General features: G+C 67.5%; 15 protein-coding genes. 4 read left to right on the top strand and 11 right to left on the bottom strand.

The window, feature by feature from the left end; all coding sequences use genetic code 11:
* Positions 1–34: 34 nt before the first annotated feature.
* Genes M1L36_RS21560 through M1L36_RS07195 form a run of 3 tightly spaced genes read right to left on the bottom strand, consistent with a single transcriptional unit; the run spans position 35 to position 2240 of the window.
* Positions 35–1186, bottom strand: coding sequence for an OapC/ArvC family zinc-ribbon domain-containing protein (locus tag M1L36_RS21560; protein ID WP_369694211.1), 1152 nt, complete (start codon positions 1184–1186; stop codon positions 35–37).
* Between the two features lie 5 nt (positions 1187–1191).
* Positions 1192–1596: a DUF2073 domain-containing protein gene (locus tag M1L36_RS07200; protein ID WP_250873037.1), complete on the bottom strand. Its 405-nt coding sequence runs from the start codon at positions 1594–1596 to the stop codon at positions 1192–1194.
* Positions 1596–2240 carry an Era-like GTP-binding protein gene (locus tag M1L36_RS07195; protein WP_250873036.1) on the bottom strand — a complete coding sequence of 215 codons (645 nt, stop codon included), beginning with the start codon at positions 2238–2240 and terminating at the stop codon, positions 1596–1598. Before M1L36_RS07195 ends, M1L36_RS07200 begins: the two co-directional genes overlap by 1 nt.
* A 1392-nt stretch (positions 2241–3632) precedes the next feature.
* Here M1L36_RS07195 and M1L36_RS07190 point away from each other — a divergent pair.
* A complete protein-coding gene (locus M1L36_RS07190; RefSeq protein ID WP_305794374.1) occupies positions 3633–5315 on the top strand; it encodes a Cdc6/Cdc18 family protein in 1683 nt (560 codons plus the stop codon).
* Between the two features lie 155 nt (positions 5316–5470).
* Here the strand turns inward: M1L36_RS07190 and M1L36_RS07185 are convergent, their stop codons facing one another.
* Together M1L36_RS07185 and M1L36_RS07180 are read right to left on the bottom strand one after the other, a co-directional pair.
* Positions 5471–5647, bottom strand: a complete 177-nt coding sequence (locus M1L36_RS07185) for a hypothetical protein (RefSeq protein WP_250873035.1) — start codon at positions 5645–5647, stop codon at positions 5471–5473.
* Positions 5648–5752: 105 nt separating this feature from the next.
* On the bottom strand, positions 5753–6550 hold the full coding sequence (locus tag M1L36_RS07180) for a S26 family signal peptidase (RefSeq protein ID WP_250873034.1): 798 nt from the start codon (positions 6548–6550) through the stop codon (positions 5753–5755).
* A gap of 223 nt (positions 6551–6773) precedes the next feature.
* On the opposite strand from M1L36_RS07180, the gene M1L36_RS07175 reads away from it, so the two are divergent.
* Both M1L36_RS07175 and pyrE read left to right on the top strand, forming a co-directional pair.
* A complete protein-coding gene (locus M1L36_RS07175; protein WP_250873033.1) occupies positions 6774–8405 on the top strand; it encodes a DNA-directed DNA polymerase II small subunit in 1632 nt (543 codons plus the stop codon).
* Positions 8406–8708: 303 nt separating this feature from the next.
* Complete coding sequence (pyrE, locus tag M1L36_RS07170) at positions 8709–9242, top strand: orotate phosphoribosyltransferase (RefSeq protein ID WP_250873032.1); 534 nt, start codon at positions 8709–8711, stop codon at positions 9240–9242.
* A 126-nt stretch (positions 9243–9368) separates the two neighbouring features.
* Here the strand turns inward: pyrE and M1L36_RS07165 are convergent, their stop codons facing one another.
* The 6 genes from M1L36_RS07165 to M1L36_RS07140 form a co-directional block, all read right to left on the bottom strand.
* A complete protein-coding gene (locus M1L36_RS07165; RefSeq protein ID WP_250873031.1) occupies positions 9369–10916 on the bottom strand; it encodes a dihydrolipoamide acetyltransferase family protein in 1548 nt (515 codons plus the stop codon).
* Positions 10917–11921 (bottom strand): alpha-ketoacid dehydrogenase subunit beta, encoded by a 1005-nt coding sequence (locus M1L36_RS07160; protein WP_305794373.1) that lies wholly within the window; start codon positions 11919–11921, stop codon positions 10917–10919.
* A complete protein-coding gene (gene pdhA, locus M1L36_RS07155) occupies positions 11918–13021 on the bottom strand; it encodes a pyruvate dehydrogenase (acetyl-transferring) E1 component subunit alpha (RefSeq protein WP_250873030.1) in 1104 nt (367 codons plus the stop codon). Before pdhA ends, M1L36_RS07160 begins: the two co-directional genes overlap by 4 nt.
* Positions 13022–13281: 260 nt before the next feature.
* The gene (gene lipA / locus M1L36_RS07150) at positions 13282–14217 is read right to left on the bottom strand and encodes a lipoyl synthase (RefSeq protein WP_250873029.1); all 936 of its coding nucleotides are present in this window, start codon (positions 14215–14217) and stop codon (positions 13282–13284) included.
* Positions 14218–14272: 55 nt separating this feature from the next.
* Positions 14273–15217, bottom strand: a complete 945-nt coding sequence (otsB, locus tag M1L36_RS07145; RefSeq protein ID WP_250873028.1) for a trehalose-phosphatase — start codon at positions 15215–15217, stop codon at positions 14273–14275.
* Positions 15214–16719, bottom strand: coding sequence for an alpha,alpha-trehalose-phosphate synthase (UDP-forming) (locus M1L36_RS07140; RefSeq protein WP_250873027.1), 1506 nt, complete (start codon positions 16717–16719; stop codon positions 15214–15216). The genes otsB and M1L36_RS07140 overlap by 4 nt, the downstream gene beginning before the upstream one ends.
* Positions 16720–16995: 276 nt before the next feature.
* Between M1L36_RS07140 and M1L36_RS07135 the strand changes: the two genes are divergently transcribed.
* Positions 16996–18426 carry an MATE family efflux transporter gene (locus M1L36_RS07135; protein ID WP_250873026.1) on the top strand — a complete coding sequence of 477 codons (1431 nt, stop codon included), beginning with the start codon at positions 16996–16998 and terminating at the stop codon, positions 18424–18426.
* The last annotated feature ends 144 nt before the right edge of the window (positions 18427–18570 follow it).

The following is an 18570-nucleotide window of genomic DNA, read 5'->3' as shown; positions in this document are numbered from 1 at the left end:
CGAGTCGCGACTACGACACCCGAAGGGACCGCGGCTACGGTACGTCGCGGTCGCCGAGCCAGTCTTCGGGCATCTGGATGACGTACCGACCGTTCTCCCGGAGCGAGATGATGTACTCCTGGCGGTCGTACAGCTCCATCAGGTTGAGTTCGTACTGACCGGGTTCGACGATCTTGATCGACTCGAACTGCTCGTTGAGCTCCTCGCGGAGTTCGGCCATGTCGGGTTTCTCCCCGCTCGGTTCGCTGACGACGCGACCCGAACTGGGGGCTTCGGACTCCCGCGGCGGGAGTTCGTCGGGGCGCGCCATCTCGCTCCGCGCGCTCGCCTGGGCGGTGTCTTCCGTCGAGCCGTCGAGGGATTCCTCGTCGGCGACGATGAGACCGTCCTCGTTCGGCCGAGGGGTGTCGTCGCGAGGCTCGTCGGTCGGCCGGTCGACCGTCTCGGCCACCCGTTCGGTCTCGGTCGGTCGGTCGGTCTGAGTCGTCTGGTCCGTCTCGGTCGCCTGTTCGGTCTCCGTACCCCACCGCCCAGCGCGTCGCCGGCGACGGTGGACGCGCTGGTCTTTCTCCCGAACGTGGCTCACGTCCGGCGGGTCGGGCCACGCGGCCAGACCGTCGTCCGTGTCTTCGCCGGATGCGACCGCGTCTGGGGCGGCCGCGTCGTCCGATTCGGAGGTGGCGGGTGACCGTGTGTCGTCCGGAGAACGGTTCTCGTCCGCTGGTCGTGTCGCGTCTGCTGGTCGCGTCTCGTCGGTCGTCGGTTCACCAGTGGTCCGCTCGTCGACGCTCGCGGTCCCGGTTTCGACCCCGGTGTCCGCGTCACCGGCGTCGGTTCGAGTGGAACCGGTCGCGTCCTCGACGTCGGTGGTATCGGGGACGTCGGTGGAGTCGGGGGTCTCGGCAGTGTCGGGAGCGCCGGCAGTGTCGGACCTGTCGGGAGCGTCGTCGCGGTGCATCCAGTCGCGCATCGCGGTGGCGGTGCGGCCCATGCGTTCGGCGACGCCGCCGGACTCACGTTCTGGCGGGGTCGCGTCGGAGTCGTCCGGCGCGTCGGTCGACGTCCCGTCGGCCGCACCGCTCGGGCGGAACTGGAACGTCGTGCCGCCACAGCCCGGACAGCCCGACAGCATCTCCTTCGAGCCGTCCTCGAACGTGTGCCCGCAGGCGGTACACTGGTGTGGCACCGGGGTTACCTCCGGGTGACCAGCGCGCTGATGAGGTTCTCGTCCTTGTGGAGGGTCTCGATGCGGTTGGCGGGGCCGATGACGGTCAGCTTGTTGTCGTTGTCCGACCCCTTGCCCATCAGGCGGTTGAACAGGCCGCCGTCGTTCGAGGGTTTGGGGTAGGTCTCGATCTCGATGCCGGTGAACCCGTCGGGGCTGATCTCGCTCATCGTCACCTCGATGAGTTTCGACTCCTCGTCGGGCGAGAGGCCGTCTTCGAGGATGACGATGTTGCCGTCGTGGACGCTGTCGAGGATGGTCCGGATCTTCTCCATCGTCCGGAGGTTCGACATTCGACCGGCACTGATGAGGTCGATCTGGACGCCGTCGGGGGTCTCGGGCGCGCCGTTGGGTGGTTGCATGCCAGGCATTATCCGAAGTACTCCGCGATCTTGTCGTACACTTCGTCCATGTTGTCGCCTTCGAGCGCCGACAGCGGGACGGTCTCGTGCTGTGGGAACGCGTTGGCGATCTGCTGGACGCTCGACTCCTCGAGGTCGGTCTTGTTCGCGAAGATGAGCACGGGGAGGTCCTTCGACTCGATGATGCCGATGAGCATCGTGTTCACCTGCGTGAACGGGTCGGCCGCGCTGTCGAGGACGTAGATGACGCCGTCGACGTCCTCGCGAAGCCAGTGCATCGCCTCGGCGACGCCCTCGGTCGCCTCTCGGGACCGACGCACGGCGTCTTCCTTCTCGATGTCGTGTTCGAGGAACTCCTTGTAGTCGACCTTCGTCGTCACGCCGGGCGTGTCGACGATGTCGATGGTGACGCTCTTCCCGTTGCGTTCGATCTCGACGTTCTCCTTGCGACGAGCACGACGTGTCTCGTGAGGCACGTGGCTCTCCGGGCCGATGGCGTCACCGGTCCAGTCGCGGGCGATGCGGTTCGCGAGCGTCGTCTTGCCGGCGTTCGGCGGCCCGTAGATACCGATTCGCTTCGGTCCCTGATCGGGCGCGAACAGCTTCGACGTCACGCGCGAAATACTCGATCTGAGTTCAGTTAACAGTCCCATCCTGGCGTATCCTCCCCGGCCCCGAGGGGCGGGTCTATCTGCCATAGCCGACCCGACTCACTTAACACTGCGTCAGACATACATACATTTTCTGACAATATTGCGGAGACGTCCGACCGAGCGTGTCGAGGTCGGCCTCCCGACACGCGTATCGAGAGTGCGATTCCGTACACGCGCGCGAGACGCCCGAACCGACGGAGTTCGGTTCGCCGAGTCCGGACCGGACGCGTTCGACCCGTCGAGTCGAGGCGACCGTGTTCGATGTGACCGACCTCGGTCGGTCCACCGGAAGCGACGGGGGCCGGGTCCGACAGTCCTCGCCTCGAGACTCGTCGCCACCGTGGCTGGTGGGGCGCGAGTCGACAGTCGGTAGTGAGCGTGACGGCGACGCAGCCTCACACCTCAGCCGAGTCGGTTCGACACGAAGTGGTGCCGTCGTGGTGTGAGGGCATCCGCGATACTAGAGGGTGCTAGAGGGCTACTAGTACACCCCTAGAGCTGTTCTAGGCACCCTCCGAAACCCCCACCCCTTCGTTTCGTGTGGAGCGGGCACCACCCACCGGGGTGGGGACGGGTCGAACTCGGGCCGAACGACCGAACTCGTTTCTAGAACTAGAAAGAAACCGTGCAGAATTGATTCTAGCAACACACAGCACTAGAAATAAACTAAATTAGACCAGTTGTCTCTAGTACGGGTTTGGTATGCTGGACGTGTATATGAATGTTTCTGTGACTAGCCAGGCTCGCGACTCGTCACACCCCCCACCCCGCCTTTTGGCGTTTCCACCCGAAACGAGGGGGTGGGGGGGTCAGGTGGTGCGAGTGAACGACACGCACTGCCGAGAGAGCGTCCGTAGGTGGCTAGCTAGCGGTTCTCACGACCCCGTCGACGACTCCCCGCTGAACGGTGATATCCGACCCCCACCTCCCCTTCCCGTCCGCACCGGAACTCACCCCACGCTCGACGTCTCCTTCGACGGTTGGAGGAGAAGGGACGGGGTCCACCGACTCGTCCTGACCGGCGGACGACACCCCACGACGAGGAGGGGTGCTTCCGTGCACTCTCGCTGCACTCGGAAACACGGCCCGTGCCGAGTGGGTGCCGCGTGGGTCTACCGCTCGAGCACCGTCGTCTCTCGGTGACGACCGGTGTCGCTCCCACGGTGCGGTTCCGAGACCGCACGGCCGAGCGTGTGGGTGAGAGCGTCCCGACACACTGACCGTTCGCCGAGACCACAATGTTTAATTGATGTCTCGACTTCGTGTTCTTCTGCATCAACTGGACGCACTCCTGCGGGACGATTCCGAGAAGCGGTCTTCTACGGGGGAACAACGACCGTCTCGCCGGGTGCGTGGGGCTGACTCCACCCGAAACGGAGGGGTCGAGGACACATGACGAACACAGATTCGAACACCGACGCCGACCCGTCCGCACGCGACGACCGGCCGAGAGACGACGACACCGTCGGCCGACGTGAGGCGGACGACGTCGAAGAGGTCGACGAGTCCGAAGTGACCGAGGACGTCGAGGGGATCGACGAACAGGGACTTACGGCGGACGACGGGTCCGACCCGACGGTCGACGACGGGTCGGCGACGACGGTCGCCGCCGACGTAACTGACGTCGAAGCCGGCGTCGAAGCCGACGGAGTGGCCGACGACACGTCCGAGGCGGAGCCCGACGAGGCGTCGCCGGGACTGTTCGACGACCTGCTCAGCGGCGAACCCATCTTCGAGAACAAGGAGGTGCTCCGCCCGTCGTACACGCCACGACGACTCCCGCACCGCGAGGAGCAGATCAACAACATGGCGACCATCCTCGTCACTGCGTTGCGCGGCGACACGCCGTCGAACATCCTCATCTACGGGAAGACGGGGACCGGCAAGACCGCGAGCGCGAAGTTCGTCAGCGACGAACTGGAGACCACCTCCCAGAAGTACGAGGTCCCTTGCGAGGTCCAGTACATCAACTGCGAGGTGACCGACACGCAGTACCGCGTGCTCGCACAGCTCGCGAACAAGTTCATCGACGAGAACGTCACGTACATCGAGTCGGAACTGGAGCGACTCGAAGACACACGAGCGGCACTCGACGAGGAGACGACGACCGTCGAGGAAACTGGCTTCGACAGCGAAGAGGCGCTCGACGAGCGTATCGAGGACCTCGACGCCGACCGCGAGGAGTTCGAACCCGTCCCCATGACGGGGTGGCCGACCGACCGCGTCTACTCGACGTTCTTCGAGGCCGTCGACTACCGCGAACGCGTCGTCGTCATCATGCTCGACGAGATCGACAAACTCGTCGAGAAGTCCGGTGACGACACGCTGTACAACCTCTCGCGGATGAACTCCGAACTCGACAACTCCCGGGTCTCCATCATGGGTATCTCGAACGACCTGAAGTTCACCGACTTCCTCGACCCGCGCGTGAAGTCGAGTCTCGGCGAAGAGGAGATCGTCTTTCCTCCCTACGACGCGACCCAACTCCGGGACATCCTCCAGCATCGCTCGGACATCGCGTTCAAAGAGGACACGCTCTCGGAGGACGTCATCCCGTTGTGTGCGGCGTTCGCCGCCCAGGAACACGGTGACGCGCGTCGTGCGCTCGACCTACTCCGGACGGCGGGTGAACTCGCCGAACGCGACCGGACCGAGACCATCCACGAGGCCCACGTTCGACGCGCCCAGGAGAAGATCGAGTTGGACCGCGTCGTCGAGGTCGTCCGGACGCTCCCGACGCAGTCGAAACTCGTCCTCTACGCGGTCATCCTCCTGGAGGAGAACGGCGTCCACAACATCAACACGGGCGAGGTGTTCAACATCTACAAACGCCTCTGCAACGAGATCGACATGGACGTGCTCACCCAGCGGCGGGTGACCGACCTCATCTCCGAACTCGACATGCTCGGCATCGTCAACGCCGTCGTCGTCTCGAAGGGGCGGTACGGCCGCACCAAGGAGATGAGCCTCTCGGTCCCCCTCGACGAGACCAAGAGCGTCCTCCTGGCCGACTCGCGTCTAGGCGAGGTCGAGGACGCCCAACCGTTCGTGCAGGCGCGCTTCGACGACTCCTGACCTGTCGGCTGCGACACGTCTCGGTTGACTAACCCGTTCGTTTCGTATCGAGAACGGTGACCGGTCGACTGGCGACCGTCGAGAAAGCCGAAAACGGCTGCTTGTGTGGAAAACGTTCACAAGGAACTCCACCCGAAACAACGGTCGAGTAGTCGTTACCGGGGCGCTTCGTCACCCGTCTCGGTCGCCTCCTCGTCGGTCACCTCTTCGAGCAGGTGTGGGTCGTGTTCGCGGATCTGTTCGAGGACCTCGTCGTCGTCGTACTCGAAGCCGTCGCCGTCGTAGCCGTCCTTTCCGAAGTTGATACCGAACTCGGGTCGCTCGTCTCCCATGGTCGACCACGGGAGGAAGCGCAGTTAACTGTCGGGGTGGTGCCACGTCGACCGGAGGGGCAGTCCCGCCGGGTCCTGTCGAGGAGCGTCGGTCGTTCCTCGTAACTACCCACGGCGCGCGTCGAACCCGAGGACGAGCGCGCCACCGAGTCCGCCGCCCGCGGCCGCGACCAGCGTCACGAGCGTCTCGACGGAGCCACCGAGCAGGCCGAACAGCAGGCGGACGTTGCCGAGCAGCGGGATGCGGAACTCGGCGGTGCCGATGATCCAGTCGGGAGCGACCGGACGGTCGGCGATGCCGGCGACCTGGTCGTACTGGCCGTTCGTCGCGTCGTTGTCACCCTTCGTGATGAACCCGGCGTTCGGGGCGGGGCAGGCGGGCAGGGCAGTGTCGGTCGCGGGGTCGTCGTCGATTTCACAGGCGTCGTAGCGACCGACCGCCTCCGGGTCCGCGCGGTCGTACCAGTCTTCGCCCTCCTCGACCCAGAGCATCGCCCGGTGGATGATGGGCGTGGCGGTGGTGCTCCCGTCGGGGCGATAGACGACGACGTCGCCGGCGGCGGAGAACTTGCTGTAGCCCGTCTCCTGGCCGGTACGGTACGTGACGACTCCGGTGGAGTCGCCCGCGGCGACGGTCGCCGCACCGTCGGCGAACCGTTCTTCTTCCATCACGAACACGAGGTCGCCCTTCTGGATGTGCGGTTCCATGCTCTCGCTCTCGATAGCGACGAGCGGCGGCCAGACACCACTGACCGCGAACAACAGGAGTCCGACCAGTGCGACCGCGGCGACGCTCCCCGCGACCTCGCGGACGTAGACCACGGCCTCGTGGTCGGTGGTGAAGAGCCAACGAACCCAACCGAGTCCGACCGGTCGTTCGCCCTCTTCACCGGGGTCTTTCATCGTCCCCTCCTATCTCTCCGGGCCGTTTCAACCTTCTGTTGCCCGAACGCAACGTTCGGCCGTCCGTCGAGCGAACGCGCCTCGCCCCGTGGTGTGGCGGTTCGACGCCCCGACGAGCGCCGACCGACGAGCACCGACCGCGAACGCCGTGACCGTCCGTCTCGCGAGGACTGTCCGCACTCCGAGACGCTACGTTTTTGCCGTCACCGACGGACCGTTGAGTGTGCCACTGGAGACACCCCAGCGCATCGTGGCCGAACTCGCGAGTCGCGGCTACAACGCCGACCGCGAGGCGGTCACCCTCCTCGCGGGTGCCTCCGACCCCGGCCGCGCGCTGGCGGCCGCCCTCGACTCGCTCCCCGACGACGCGCTGAAACTCTCGGCCGCACACGTCCGGACCACCCTCGACCGCGGCGTCGTCCCCGACCCCGAAACCGACGCCACCTCCCCCGACGTGCGGACCGACTCCCCGACCGACGCCACCTCCCCCGACGTGCGGACCGACTCCCCGACCGACGCCCCGCCGAAGCCGGCGGCCTCGGGCGACGGCGACCCCCCCGTTTCCGATGCAACCCCCGCGCAGTCGTCGACAACGGCTGGAAACGGGACTGCAGTGGAAACGGGGGGGTCGGCGGTCGGAACCCGCTCGCCACCGCCCGCCGACATCCTCGGCGACATCACCGGCGAGTCGACCGGGACCGGCGAGTACGACGAGTTCGTGAAGGTGTTCCGCGACCGCTACGAGCGACTCTCGTCGGTCCTGCGCGGCCGGGTCAACCACCGACCCACCTCTTCGCTCGAATCGAGCCCCGGTGGCGAGGACGCCGCCATCATCGGTATGGTCAACGACGTCCGCTCGACCGCCAGCGGTCACTGGCTCGTCGAACTGGAGGACACCCAGGGCGTCTTCCCGTGTCTCGTCATGAAGGACAAGCCCATCGCCGAACTCGTCGACCAACTGCTGATGGACGAGGTCATCGCCGTCGACGGGACGCTCTCGGGTGACGGCGGTATCCTGTTCGTCGACTCGCTGCACTTCCCCGACGTCCCCCGGACCCACCGCCCGAACACCGCCGACCGCCACGTCCAGGCGGCGCTCATCTCGGACGTCCACGTCGGTAGCCAGGAGTTCATGGGCGAGGCGTGGTCCCGGTTCGCCGACTGGCTCCACAGCCCCGGTGCCGAGTCCGTCGAGTACCTCCTCATCGCCGGCGACATGGTCGAGGGCGTCGGCGTCTACCCGAACCAGGACGAGGAGCTCTCCATCGTCGACATCTACGAGCAGTACGAGGCGTTCTCGGAGCACCTGAAGGAGGTGCCCGGCGACATGGAGATCGTGATGATCCCGGGCAACCACGACGCCGTCCGCCTCGCCGAACCCCAACCCGGGTTCACCGAGGAGCTTCGAGACATCATGAGCGCCCACGACGCCCGCATCTCCGGGAATCCCTCGACGGTGACCGTCGAGGGCGTCGACGTCCTCATGTACCACGGCGTCAGCCTCGACGAGGTCATCGCGGAACTCCCCGAGGACAAAGCGAGCTACGACGAACCCCACAAGGCGATGTACCAACTGCTCAAGAAACGCCACGTCGCCCCGCAGTACGGTGGGCACACCCGTCTCGCGCCCGAGGAGCGCGACTACCTCGTCATCGAGGACGTCCCGGACGTGTTCCACACGGGCCACGTCCACAAACTCGGCTGGGGGAAGTACCACAACGTCCTCGCCATCAACTCCGGCTGCTGGCAGGAACAGACCGACTTCCAGAAGTCCGTCAACATCTCGCCCGACCACGCCTACGCGCCCATCCTCGACCTCGACACGCTGAACCTGACGGTCCGGGACTTCAACTGAACCTTTTATCCACGAGTCGGGGGCCTGCGGCCCCCGACGGGGTAAAAGCTTCAGCAAAAGGATTCCCTCACCGTCTCCCTCGCGCCTGTGGCGCTCGGTCGACGGTTCAGTCACCCCGCTCGCTCACTCGCTACGCTCGTTCGTCACCGGCGACTCCGTCGCCGGTTTCCAGCGGGACCGGAGGTCCCGCACGGCTCGCGGTACGACCGATCGACGTGGTTCGATTCGACTGTAATCGCAACCCTGACCGATTCGTTGCGTCGCTCCGGGACGCTTACGGTCGCGCCTCCCAGAGCCTCGCACATGAGCGACACCCAGCGGCTCATCGACGCGCTCCGGGCGGCCGAGGCGGTCCAGTTCGGCGAGTTCGAACTCTCCCACGGCGGCACGTCGGACTACTACGTCGACAAGTACCTGTTCGAGACGGACCCGACGTGTCTCGACCTCATCGCCGAGGCGTTCGCCGAGCGGACCGACGACGTCTCGAAACTCGCTGGCGTCGCGCTGGGCGGCGTCCCCCTCGTCGCGGCGACGAGCGTCGCGACCGGGAAACCGTACGTCATCGCGCGCAAGAAGGCCAAGGAGTACGGCACCGGGAACCGCATCGAAGGACGACTCTCTGACGGCGAGGAGGTCGTCGTCCTCGAAGACATCGCCACGACGGGCCAGAGCGCACTCGACGCCGCCGAAGCGCTCCGTGAGGCTGGCGCGGAGGTGAACCGCGTGCTCGTCGTCGTCGACCGCGAGGAGGGTGCCGAAGCGTTGCTCCACGAACACGACCTCCGACTGGAGGCCCTCGTCACCGCGAGCGACCTGCTCGCCGACGAAGAGCGATAGAACGGCGACTCGTTTCACTCGGTCGACAAGCCCTTCGTTTCCACTGGAGAACCACGAGACTGCTCGCTGGTCGGCGGTGAGAACGGGGAGACGGAGAGACGAGAGAGAACCGCGAATCGACCCGGACTACTCCAACAGCAGGAGCGACGGGTTCTCCAGGTACTCCATGACGCGGTTGGTGAACGCGGCGGCCTGAGCGCCGTCGATGACGCGGTGGTCGATGGAGAGCGAGAGCGTCATCACCTTGCGCGGGACGACCTCGCCGTCGACGACGCGCGGTTTCTCCTTGATGGCACCGAGACCGAGGATGGCGCTCTCGGGGAAGTTGATGATGGGGGTGGCGTACTCGCCGCCGATGGCTCCGAAGTTCGTGATGGTGAACGTCCCGTCTTGCATCTCCGTCCGGGAGATGGAGCGCTCGCGCGCCTTCTCGACGAGTTCGTTCATCTCCGAGGAGAGCTGGAGCATCCCCTTCTGGTCGGTGTGCTTGACGACGGGGACCATCAGGCCCGCGTCGGTGCCGACGGCGACGCCGACGTTGTAGTCCTTGCGCAGAACGATCTCCTCTGCCTCCTCGTCGAGCGTGGAGTTGAGGTACGGGAACTCCTTCAGCCCCGCGACGACCGCCTTGATGACGAACGGCATGTACGTCAGCTTGATGCCGCGCTCTTCGGCGACGCCCTTGAGGTCGCCGCGCGTGGCGACGAGTTCGGTGACGTCGACCTCGTCGTGGTGGGTGACGTGTGGCGCGGTGAACTTCGAGCGCTCCATCTGCTTACCGATGGTGCGGCGGATGCCGCGGTACGGGACGCGCTCGTCCTCCTTGCTCTCGGTGGTACCGGCCTGGACGGCCTGCGTGTCGGCCTCCTGGGCGGCCTGCTGCGCCTCGGCGTACTGGGTGACCTGCGCGGGCGTGACGAACGCCTGTCCGTCGCGCTCCTCGTCGGTCGGGACGGCGTTCAGGTCGACGCCCTCCTCGTCGGCGAGTTTCCGGGTGGCGGGTGCGGCGAGCGTGCGGTCGCGGTCCGCGCTCTCGACGCTGGCGGACGCGCTCGACGCGCTCGCGGAGCCACCGTCGCCCTCGTCGCCGACGCGTTTCGTCGCGGACTTGACGCCGTCGTTCGAGACCTCGGGGGCCTCGGACCCGTCGTCCGCGTCCCCGCCGGAGTCGGCGTGGGCGCGCACGTCGGCGTCACTGACTCGGCCACCGGGACCGGAGCCGTCGACCTGCGCGATGTCGACGCCCAGTTCGCGGGCCAGTCGACGCGCGCTCGGAGCGGCGAAGACGCGACCTTCGGGGGTCGAGACCTCCTCGTCGCTCGCGCCGTTGGTGCCCGAGGCGGCGTCGGTCGCCGTCGACTCCTCGGTGTCGCCCGCGGAGACGCCTTCGTCCTCGGCACTCGTGGACTCGGAGGCGGACTCGTCCGCACCGCCCTCGGTCTCGAAGACGATGATGACGTTCCCGACGGGAACCATCTCACCGGCCTCGGCGCGAATCTCCTTGACCGTGCCGTTGACGGGCGAGGGGACCTCGACGACGGCCTTGTCGGTCTCGGCCTCGGCGACCGGCTGGTCCTCGCTGACCGGGTCGCCCTCCTCGACGAGCCAGTTGACGATCTCGGCCTCCGTCAGGCCCTCCCCGACGTCGGGGAGTTTGAACTCGCGGATACCCATCTAGAACTCCACCGCCTCGCGGATGCCGTCCGCGACACGGGCCTTCTCGGGCAGGTAGTAGTCTTCCAGTGCGTACAGCGGGAAGGGGACGTCGAAGCCGGTGATGCGCTCGACGGGCGCTTCCTGATACATGAGGGCTTCCTCCTGAATCGTCGCGATGATCTCGCCGGCGAGGCCGCCCGTCTTGGGAGCCTCGTGGACGACGGCGGCGCGACCGGTCTTCTTGAACGACTCGACGATGGTCTCGGTGTCCATCGGCGAGAGCGTGCGCAGGTCGACGACCTCCACGTCTATACCCTCCTCTTCGAGGTCCTCCGCGGCTTCGAGGGTCGGGCGGGTCATCGCGCCCCAGGTGAACACCGAGATGTCGGTGCCCTCGCGGCGGACGGCGGCCTTCCCGAGTTCGACGGTGTAGGTGTCGTCGGGCACCTCCTCGCGGAACGCGCGGTAGATGAGCTTCGGCTCGAGGAAGATGACCGGGTCGGGGTCGCGGATGGACGCGGCGAGCAGCCCCTTCGTGTCGTACGGTGTCGAGGGGATGACGACCTTCAGACCCGGCTCGTGGACGTAGAACGCCTCCTTCGACTCGGAGTGATGTTCGGGGGCACGGATGCCGCCACCGTAGGGTGCGCGGACGACCATCGAGGCCGTGTAGCGACCGCGCGAGCGGTTGCGCAGACGGGCGGCGTGGCTGACGATCTGGTCGAACGCCGGGTACATGAACCCGGAGAACTGCATCTCGGCGACCGGTTTCAGGCCGTAGGCGGCCATCCCGACCGCCGTCCCGGCGATGCCGGACTCGGCGAGCGGCGTGTCGATGACTCGGTCGTCACCGAAATCGTCCCAGAGACCTTCCGTCGCGCGGAAGACCCCGCCGTTCTTCCCGACGTCCTCGCCCATGACGATGACGTCGTCGTCCCGTTCCATCTCGCCGTGCAGGCCGTCACGGACCGCCTGCACGAGCGTCAGATTCTGTGTCGACTGCTGTTGTTCCTGAGTGCTCATTCGAGGAGTTCCTCGTCGCCGTGGCGTTCGCGAAGCTGTTCGAGGTAGTCGAGTTGTTCCTGCAGACGTTTGGGCATCTCGCCGTAGACGTCGGCGAACATCTCGGCGGGGTCGGGCCGTTCTGCGGCCTCGGCGTCCGAAATCGCTTCGGCGACCTCGTCTTCGACCTCGCCGTCGATGGCGCTGATGGTCTCGTCGTCGAGCAGACCGTTGTTCACGAGGTACGACTCGAGACGCGGAATCGGGTCTTTCGCCTTCCACTCCTCGACCTCGTCGTCCTCGCGGTAGACGCTCGGGTCGTCGGCGGTGGTGTGGGCTCCGAAGCGGTACTGGACCGCCTCGATGAGCGTCGGTCGGAGTTGGCCCTCACCGGGGTTCTTCGCCTTCTCGACGGCGTCACGGGTCACCTTGTACACCGCGAGCGGGTCCATCCCGTCGACCTGCACGCCCTCGAAGCCGTAGGCGACGGCCTTCTGAGCGATGGTCTCGCTGGCGGTCTGGCGCTCTCGTGGAACCGAGATGGCCCACTGGTTGTTGTTACAGAAGAAGATGGAGGGGGCGTCGTAGACGCCGGCGAAGTTGAGGCCCTCGTGGAAGTCACCCTCCGAGGTCGCGCCGTCGCCGAAGTACGTCAGGAACGCCTTCTCCTCGCCCTTCAGTTTCGACGCCCACGCCATCCCCGCACCGTGGAGGATCTGCGTGGCGATGGGCACCGCGATGGTGAACACGTTCTGTTCGTCCATCCGGTTGGCGCGCTCGTCGCCCATCCAGTAGCGCAGCGACTGGTCGAGGCCGACGCCGCGGACGTACACCGAGGCGTGCTCGCGGTACGACGGGATGACCCAGTCGTCGGGGTCCAGCGCCGCCGCGCTGCCGACCTGGGCACCCTCCTGGCCCGAGAGCGGTGGGTACGTCCCCATCCGCCCCTGGCGCTGGAGGCTGACCGCCCGCTGGTCGAAGTGACGCGCGGTGCGCATCGCACGGTACATCGAGACGAGCGTGTCGTCGTCGAGGTCCGGAACCTCGGCGCCGTCGCGGACACGGCCGTCCTCGTCGAGAATCTGGACGCGCTCGCGCGGGTCGCGCTGGAGCGTACTCATACCGCCCTCCATGACATACGCCGACTTCCACTACCCGGCCGCTTAGTGTTTTCGTAAAACCGTTTCGTTCGTGCTGGTTCTTGCCACTCCTCGGCGTCAGTCCGCGAACTCGTGACGCCTCCCGCACGAAGAGTTCGAAGGTATCCGATTCTGAACCGATGAACTGGACACCACGGGGAGAACAGTTGTCTCTCCCGTCGAATTCCGAACGAACGTTCACAACGAATCGCGTTCCCGACCTCTCGTTCGCCCCCGCCGACTCAGTCGCTCGACCCGGCGCGGGCGGTCGCACGCGCCTCCTCGACGCTCGCGCCCTCTCGGAGCAGCGCCTCGACGAACAGTTCGCCGGCCTTGTACGACGACCGGACCATCGGTCCCGACGCGCAGTACATGAACCCGAACTCCTCCTCGGCGACCCGCTCCCAGACGTCGAACGTGTCGGGGTGCACGTAGTCGAACACTTCGAGGTGCGACCGCGAGGGCTGGAGGTACTGACCGAACGTGACGACGTCGACGTCGGCCTCCCGGAGGTCCGAGAGCGCCTGGTACACCTCGTGGTCGTACTCGCCGACGCCGAGCATCAGCGAGGTCTTCGTGTAGACGTCGGCGGTCTCGCTCACCCGTTCGAGCACCGCGAGCGACTGCTCGTAGGTCGCCCGGCGGTCCCGGACCGGCCACTGGAGTCGCTCGACGGTCTCGACGTTGTGCGCGACGACGTCCGGGCCGGCCTCGACGATGCGGTCGACGGCCTCGGGGTCACCCGCGAAGTCCGGGATGAGGACCTCGACGAGGATGGAGGGGTCCCGACGCTTTATCTGGCGGATGGTCTCGGCGAAGTGCGCCGACCCGCCGTCTTCGAGGTCGTCGCGGTCGACGCTGGTGAGGACGACGTACTCCAGGCCGATTTCGGCGACGGCCTCGGCGACGTTCGCGGGCTCCTCGGGGTCCAGCGGCTCCATCCCGCCGGTCTTCACGTCACAGAAGTTACAGCCGCGCGAACAGCGGTCGCCCATCAGCATGAACGTCGCCGTCCCCGGGCCGTCGCGCCCGGACCAGCACTCCCCCAGGTTCGGGCAGTTGGCCTCCTCGCAGACCGTGTGGAGGTCGTGGTCCCGGAGGGTCTGCTTGATCTCGGTGTAGCGCTGGCCCGACGGTGGTCGCATCTTCAACCAGTCGGGCTTGCGCCGGTAGCTCATGAGTGAGTGTTCGTCGGGCGGGCCAAAAGGGTGCGGATTGTCGGGGGTCGGCGGTTCACTCTGACGCGCTCGGCACGAGGCCGGTCGTCACGAGCCAGTCGAGCAGGTCGCTGACGACCGTCGGGTCCGCGACGTGGTGTGCCTCGTCCGGGCCGTCGGCCCCGACGTAGACCGCCACGCCCCGGTCGGCGGCCACGCCGAACGCCGAGCGGTCGCTCCGGTCGTCCCCGACGTACATCACCAGCGGGTCGGCGTCGTGGCGCTCGGCGTGCTCGTCGGCGAGCGCGCTCACCGCCGCTCCCTTGTTCACGTCTGTCGCGGGACCGACCTCGAACACCTGGTGGCCCTCCGAGACGTGGAGGCCGCCGACGCGCTCGACGACACGCCCGACCGTCTCGGCGACGCGCTCGTGGGTGTCGGGGGCGTTGCGGGTGTGGACCGCGAGCGACCAGCGCTTGTCCTCGACGCTGACGCCCGCCGCCCACCCGAGCCTGTCACGGAGCGTCTCGCGCGCGCGTTCGAGGTGGGGTTCGGCCCGCCGAGCGTCCTCGTGGACCTCGATGGGGTCGTCGGCGTCGCTCCCCGCGACCGCGCGTTCGAGGCCCGCGTTGCCCGCGTAGTGGATGTCCTCGACGCCGACGCGCTCGCGGACGTCGGCGAGGCCACGCCCGCTGACGACGGCGAGCGTCACCGCCGGGTGGTCGCGCAGGCGTTCGAGGCGGTCGCGGTTGCCTGTCCGGAGCGCGGCGCTCGCCGGGTCCGAGACGATGGGCGCGAGCGTCCCGTCGAAGTCGACGCACAACACGAGGTGGTCGTGGGTGCGGAGTTCGGCCGCGATGCGCTCGCGCAACGGGTGGTCGCTCCCGGATGGTTCGGTGACCGCATCGTCCGTCGTGGCGGCCGCCCCCGACGTATCGCGCGTGTCGGTGGTCGGGTCCGTGTCCACGTCCGCGTTCGCGGGGTCGTCGCTCCCGTCGGCGACGGGCGGTCGCTCGCTCATCGGCCGCGCGTTCGACGGACCTCGCGGGCCTCGCCGAAGATGTCGTCCATCCAGTGTTCGATGTCGTTGGCCGCCACCGCCGCCCGGAGGTTCGCCATCCGCTCGCGGCGCTCGCGCTCGCTCATCGTCAGCGCCTCGCCGATGCGGTCGGCGAACCCCGCGGTGTCGTACGGCTCGACGGGGAGCGCGAACTCCCCGAGTTCCTTCTGCGCGCCCGCGAGTTCGCCCAGCAGCAACACGCCGGGGTCGGCGGTCTGGGCGGCGACGTACTCCTTGGCGACGAGGTTCATCCCGTCGCGCACGGGCGACACCAGTGCGATGTCGGCGTTCCGGTACAGGCCGTAGAGCTGGTGAGCCGAGAGGTGGCTGTCGAGGCGGACCACCGGCTGCCAGTCGTCGGTGCCGAACCGGCCGTTGACGCGCTCGATGGCCTCGGCGACGCGGTCGGCGACGTCGCCGTACGCCGGGATGCGCGAGCGACTCTCCGAGAGCTTCTGGACGTGGGTGAGTTCGCCACGCCACTCGGGGTGTTCCTCGAAGAACCGTTCGAGCGCGGCGAGGCGCTCGGGGATGCCCTTCGTGTAGTCGAGTCGGTCGACGCCGACCGACAGCGTCGCCTCGGGGTCGACGCCGATGGCGGCGGTGAACTCGGCCCACTCGGCCTCGGTGCAGGCGGCGGCCTCCCGCTCGATGCGGTCGACGTCGACGCCCATCGGGAACGCCCGGACGCGCGTCGTCTCGCCGTCGCGGTGGATCTCGCCGGTCTGCTCGTCGACGGTGGCGTCCTCGAAACAGCCCGCGACACAGTCGAGGAAGTTCTCGCAGTACCGCGGGATGTGGAAGCTGAGCAGGTCGTTGGCGAGCAACCCGTGGAGGATGGCTTCGCGCGCGGGACAGGTCCGGAACGTGTCCCAGTCGGGCCACGGGATGTGCCAGAACTGCATCAGGGTCGGCCCGTCGACCCGCTCGCGGACGTGCCGTGGCGCGAGCGCGAAGTGGTAGTCCTGGAACCAGACCAGCGAGCGCTCGCCGGCGCGTTCGGCGACGGCCTCGGCGAACGTCTCGTTGACCTCGCGGTACTGCTGCCAGTGCTCGTCGCGGTACTCCATCGTCCCGACGAGACCGTGACTCAGCGGCCAGAGGACGCGGTTCGAGAAGCCGTAGTAGTAGCCCTCGACCGCCTCCTCGTCGAGCCACACCCGCCGCAGCGTGTAGGCGGGGTCGTCCGGCGGCACCCGGACGCAGTCGTTCTCGTCGACGGTCTCGGCGTCGGCGTCGCCGTCGCCCCACGCGACCCACGTCCCGTCGACGCGCTGGACGACGGGGTCGAGGCCCGCGGTCAGTCCGCCGACGGGACGGTCGGTCACCACGTCGCCGTCGTCGTCGTAGCGGTGGCGGTACGGCTGACGGTTCGAGATGACCACGAGGTCGTCGTGGACGCTCGTCTCGTCCTCGCGTTCGTCGACCGCGACCCGCTGGGACGTCCCGCTGTAGTTCCTCATCGGCCCGTCACCTCACCGCCACGGTGCCGAGTCCTCCCCGGCGACCCGTGTCCGTCATCTGTGTCATGTCTTACCTATCAAACGAGCCAGAACAAGTAACCCCCTTCTGCCTGTGTGGGCCAACGGTTTTTATAGCCTTCTCGTCGTCGGGACCGTCTCCGGCCCGAATCTGTCCGATTAGGAGGCTCTCGCGGACGGTCGGAACCGGTCAGTGGTGGCGACGTTCACAGCGAAAATTGCAAAAATTAATAACGTGTGTGGCAAAACCGGGCATAGATGTTCGACCTCTCGCCCGACGACATCACCGAGGGGCCCGTGTTGCGGGCGATGCTGGTGTTGGCCGCGCCGTTGCTGGTTCAGAACCTCGTCCAGGTCGTCCAGCAGGTCGTCGACCTGTTCTGGCTCGGCCGACTCAGCGACGCCGCCGTCTCGGCCATCGGTCTCGCCTTCCCGCTCACCAGTCTCCTGTTCGCGCTCGCGCTGTTCGCACCGTTCGTCGGCACGCAGATCGTCGTCTCCCAGCGCGTCGGCGCGGACGACACGACCGGGGCGCGACGGGCGCTGTTCACCGGCCTGTTCCTCTCGGTCGTCCTCGGCGTCTGCTTCGGCGTACTGACGTTCCTCGGCGCGCGCCCCCTGCTCGACCTGTTCGCGCTCGTCCGCCCCGGTGCCGACACGGACACGGCCGCGCTCGAACTCGCCGCGACGTACGTCGGCGTGACGGCGCTCGGCCTCCCGTTGCTCATCCTCTCGGACACGACCGAGGCGGGCTTTCTCGGATGGGGCGACTCGAAGACGGCGATGCGGATGAACGTCGTCGCCGTCGTCGTCAACGTCGTCCTCGACCCGCTGCTCATCCTCGGCATCGGCGGGTTCCCCCGCCTCGAGATGGCCGGGGCCGCGCTCGCCACCGTCGTCGGCTACACCGTCGGTGGGGCCTACGGCTACGTCCGCCTCGCACGGGGCGCACACGGCGGGATGCTCTCGCGGGCGACCGCCACGGTCGACCTCGACGAAATTCGCGAGGTGCTGACGGTGGGCGCACCCATCGCGGGGCAGAACGTCGTCAAGCAGATCGCGGACGTCGTCCTCGTCACCGTCGCGTTCGTCGCCGGCGGTGCGCCGGCGCTCGCGGCGTGGGCCGTCGGCGTCCGGGTCGCCGCGCTCGCGGTCATCCCCGCGGGCGGCCTCCAGCAGGCCGCCCAGAGCGTCATCGGCCAGAACCTCGGTGCGGGGTTCGTCGGACGCGCTCACCGCGCGACGTGGCAGGGGGCGGCCGTCGCCGCCCTCGGTCTCGGTGCCCTCGGCGTCGTCCAGTGGGTGGTCCCCGGACTCATCGTCGAGACGTTCGCGCCGACGCTCTCCGCGCAGGGGCAGTCGCTCGGCGTCGAGTACCTCCGCATCCTCGCGGTCGGGTACCCGGCGATGGGGGCGATGTACCTGTTCCGAGCGGGGTTCAACGGCGCGGGCCGGACGACGACGAGTTTCGTCGCCAGCATGGGCCAGTACTGGGGTGTCCGCATCCCGGTCGCCGTCGTCGGAGCCAGCGTCTTCGGCATCGTCGCGTTCGACTTCGGAATCAGCGCGGTGTTCTGGGCGGTGACGCTCTCGAACGTCGTCGCCGCGGTCGGCCTGGGCGCGTACTACTACTACTCGACCGAACGCGGGATGCTCGACCGGGCCGCCGAGGACGCCACGGCGGCGTGATTCGCTCCCGGTGAACCGCCTTCCGACACGGTCGGTCCGACGACAAGTCTCGACTCCGCCCACGCCGGCTTCCTCTGTTACTCGGCACCACCGACTCCCCCAACCGGGCAATCGCTAGGTCTTTGGCCGGTCGCTCCCGTCACT

This window comes from Halomarina rubra, assembly GCF_023699475.1.
In the GTDB taxonomy this organism is placed as follows: Archaea; Halobacteriota; Halobacteria; order Halobacteriales; family Haloarculaceae; genus Halomarina; species Halomarina rubra.
This window is presented reverse-complemented; position numbering and strand designations above follow the sequence as displayed.

Excerpts from the sequence above, each read along its gene's own strand:
- M1L36_RS07200 (WP_250873037.1), bottom strand. The coding sequence starts at position 1,596 with ATGCCTGGCATGCAACCACCCAACGGCGCGCCCGAGACCCCCGACGGC.
- M1L36_RS07195 (WP_250873036.1), bottom strand. The coding sequence starts at position 2,240 with ATGGGACTGTTAACTGAACTCAGATCGAGTATTTCGCGCGTGACGTCG.
- M1L36_RS07190 (WP_305794374.1), top strand. The coding sequence starts at position 3,633 with ATGACGAACACAGATTCGAACACCGACGCCGACCCGTCCGCACGCGAC.
- M1L36_RS07185 (WP_250873035.1), bottom strand. The coding sequence starts at position 5,647 with ATGGGAGACGAGCGACCCGAGTTCGGTATCAACTTCGGAAAGGACGGC.
- M1L36_RS07180 (WP_250873034.1), bottom strand. The coding sequence starts at position 6,550 with ATGAAAGACCCCGGTGAAGAGGGCGAACGACCGGTCGGACTCGGTTGG.
- pyrE (WP_250873032.1), top strand. The coding sequence starts at position 8,709 with ATGAGCGACACCCAGCGGCTCATCGACGCGCTCCGGGCGGCCGAGGCG.
- M1L36_RS07165 (WP_250873031.1), bottom strand. The coding sequence starts at position 10,916 with ATGGGTATCCGCGAGTTCAAACTCCCCGACGTCGGGGAGGGCCTGACG.
- M1L36_RS07160 (WP_305794373.1), bottom strand. The coding sequence starts at position 11,921 with ATGAGCACTCAGGAACAACAGCAGTCGACACAGAATCTGACGCTCGTG.
- pdhA (WP_250873030.1), bottom strand. The coding sequence starts at position 13,021 with ATGAGTACGCTCCAGCGCGACCCGCGCGAGCGCGTCCAGATTCTCGAC.
- lipA (WP_250873029.1), bottom strand. The coding sequence starts at position 14,217 with ATGAGCTACCGGCGCAAGCCCGACTGGTTGAAGATGCGACCACCGTCG.
- otsB (WP_250873028.1), bottom strand. The coding sequence starts at position 15,217 with ATGAGCGAGCGACCGCCCGTCGCCGACGGGAGCGACGACCCCGCGAAC.
- M1L36_RS07140 (WP_250873027.1), bottom strand. The coding sequence starts at position 16,719 with ATGAGGAACTACAGCGGGACGTCCCAGCGGGTCGCGGTCGACGAACGC.
- M1L36_RS07135 (WP_250873026.1), top strand. The coding sequence starts at position 16,996 with ATGTTCGACCTCTCGCCCGACGACATCACCGAGGGGCCCGTGTTGCGG.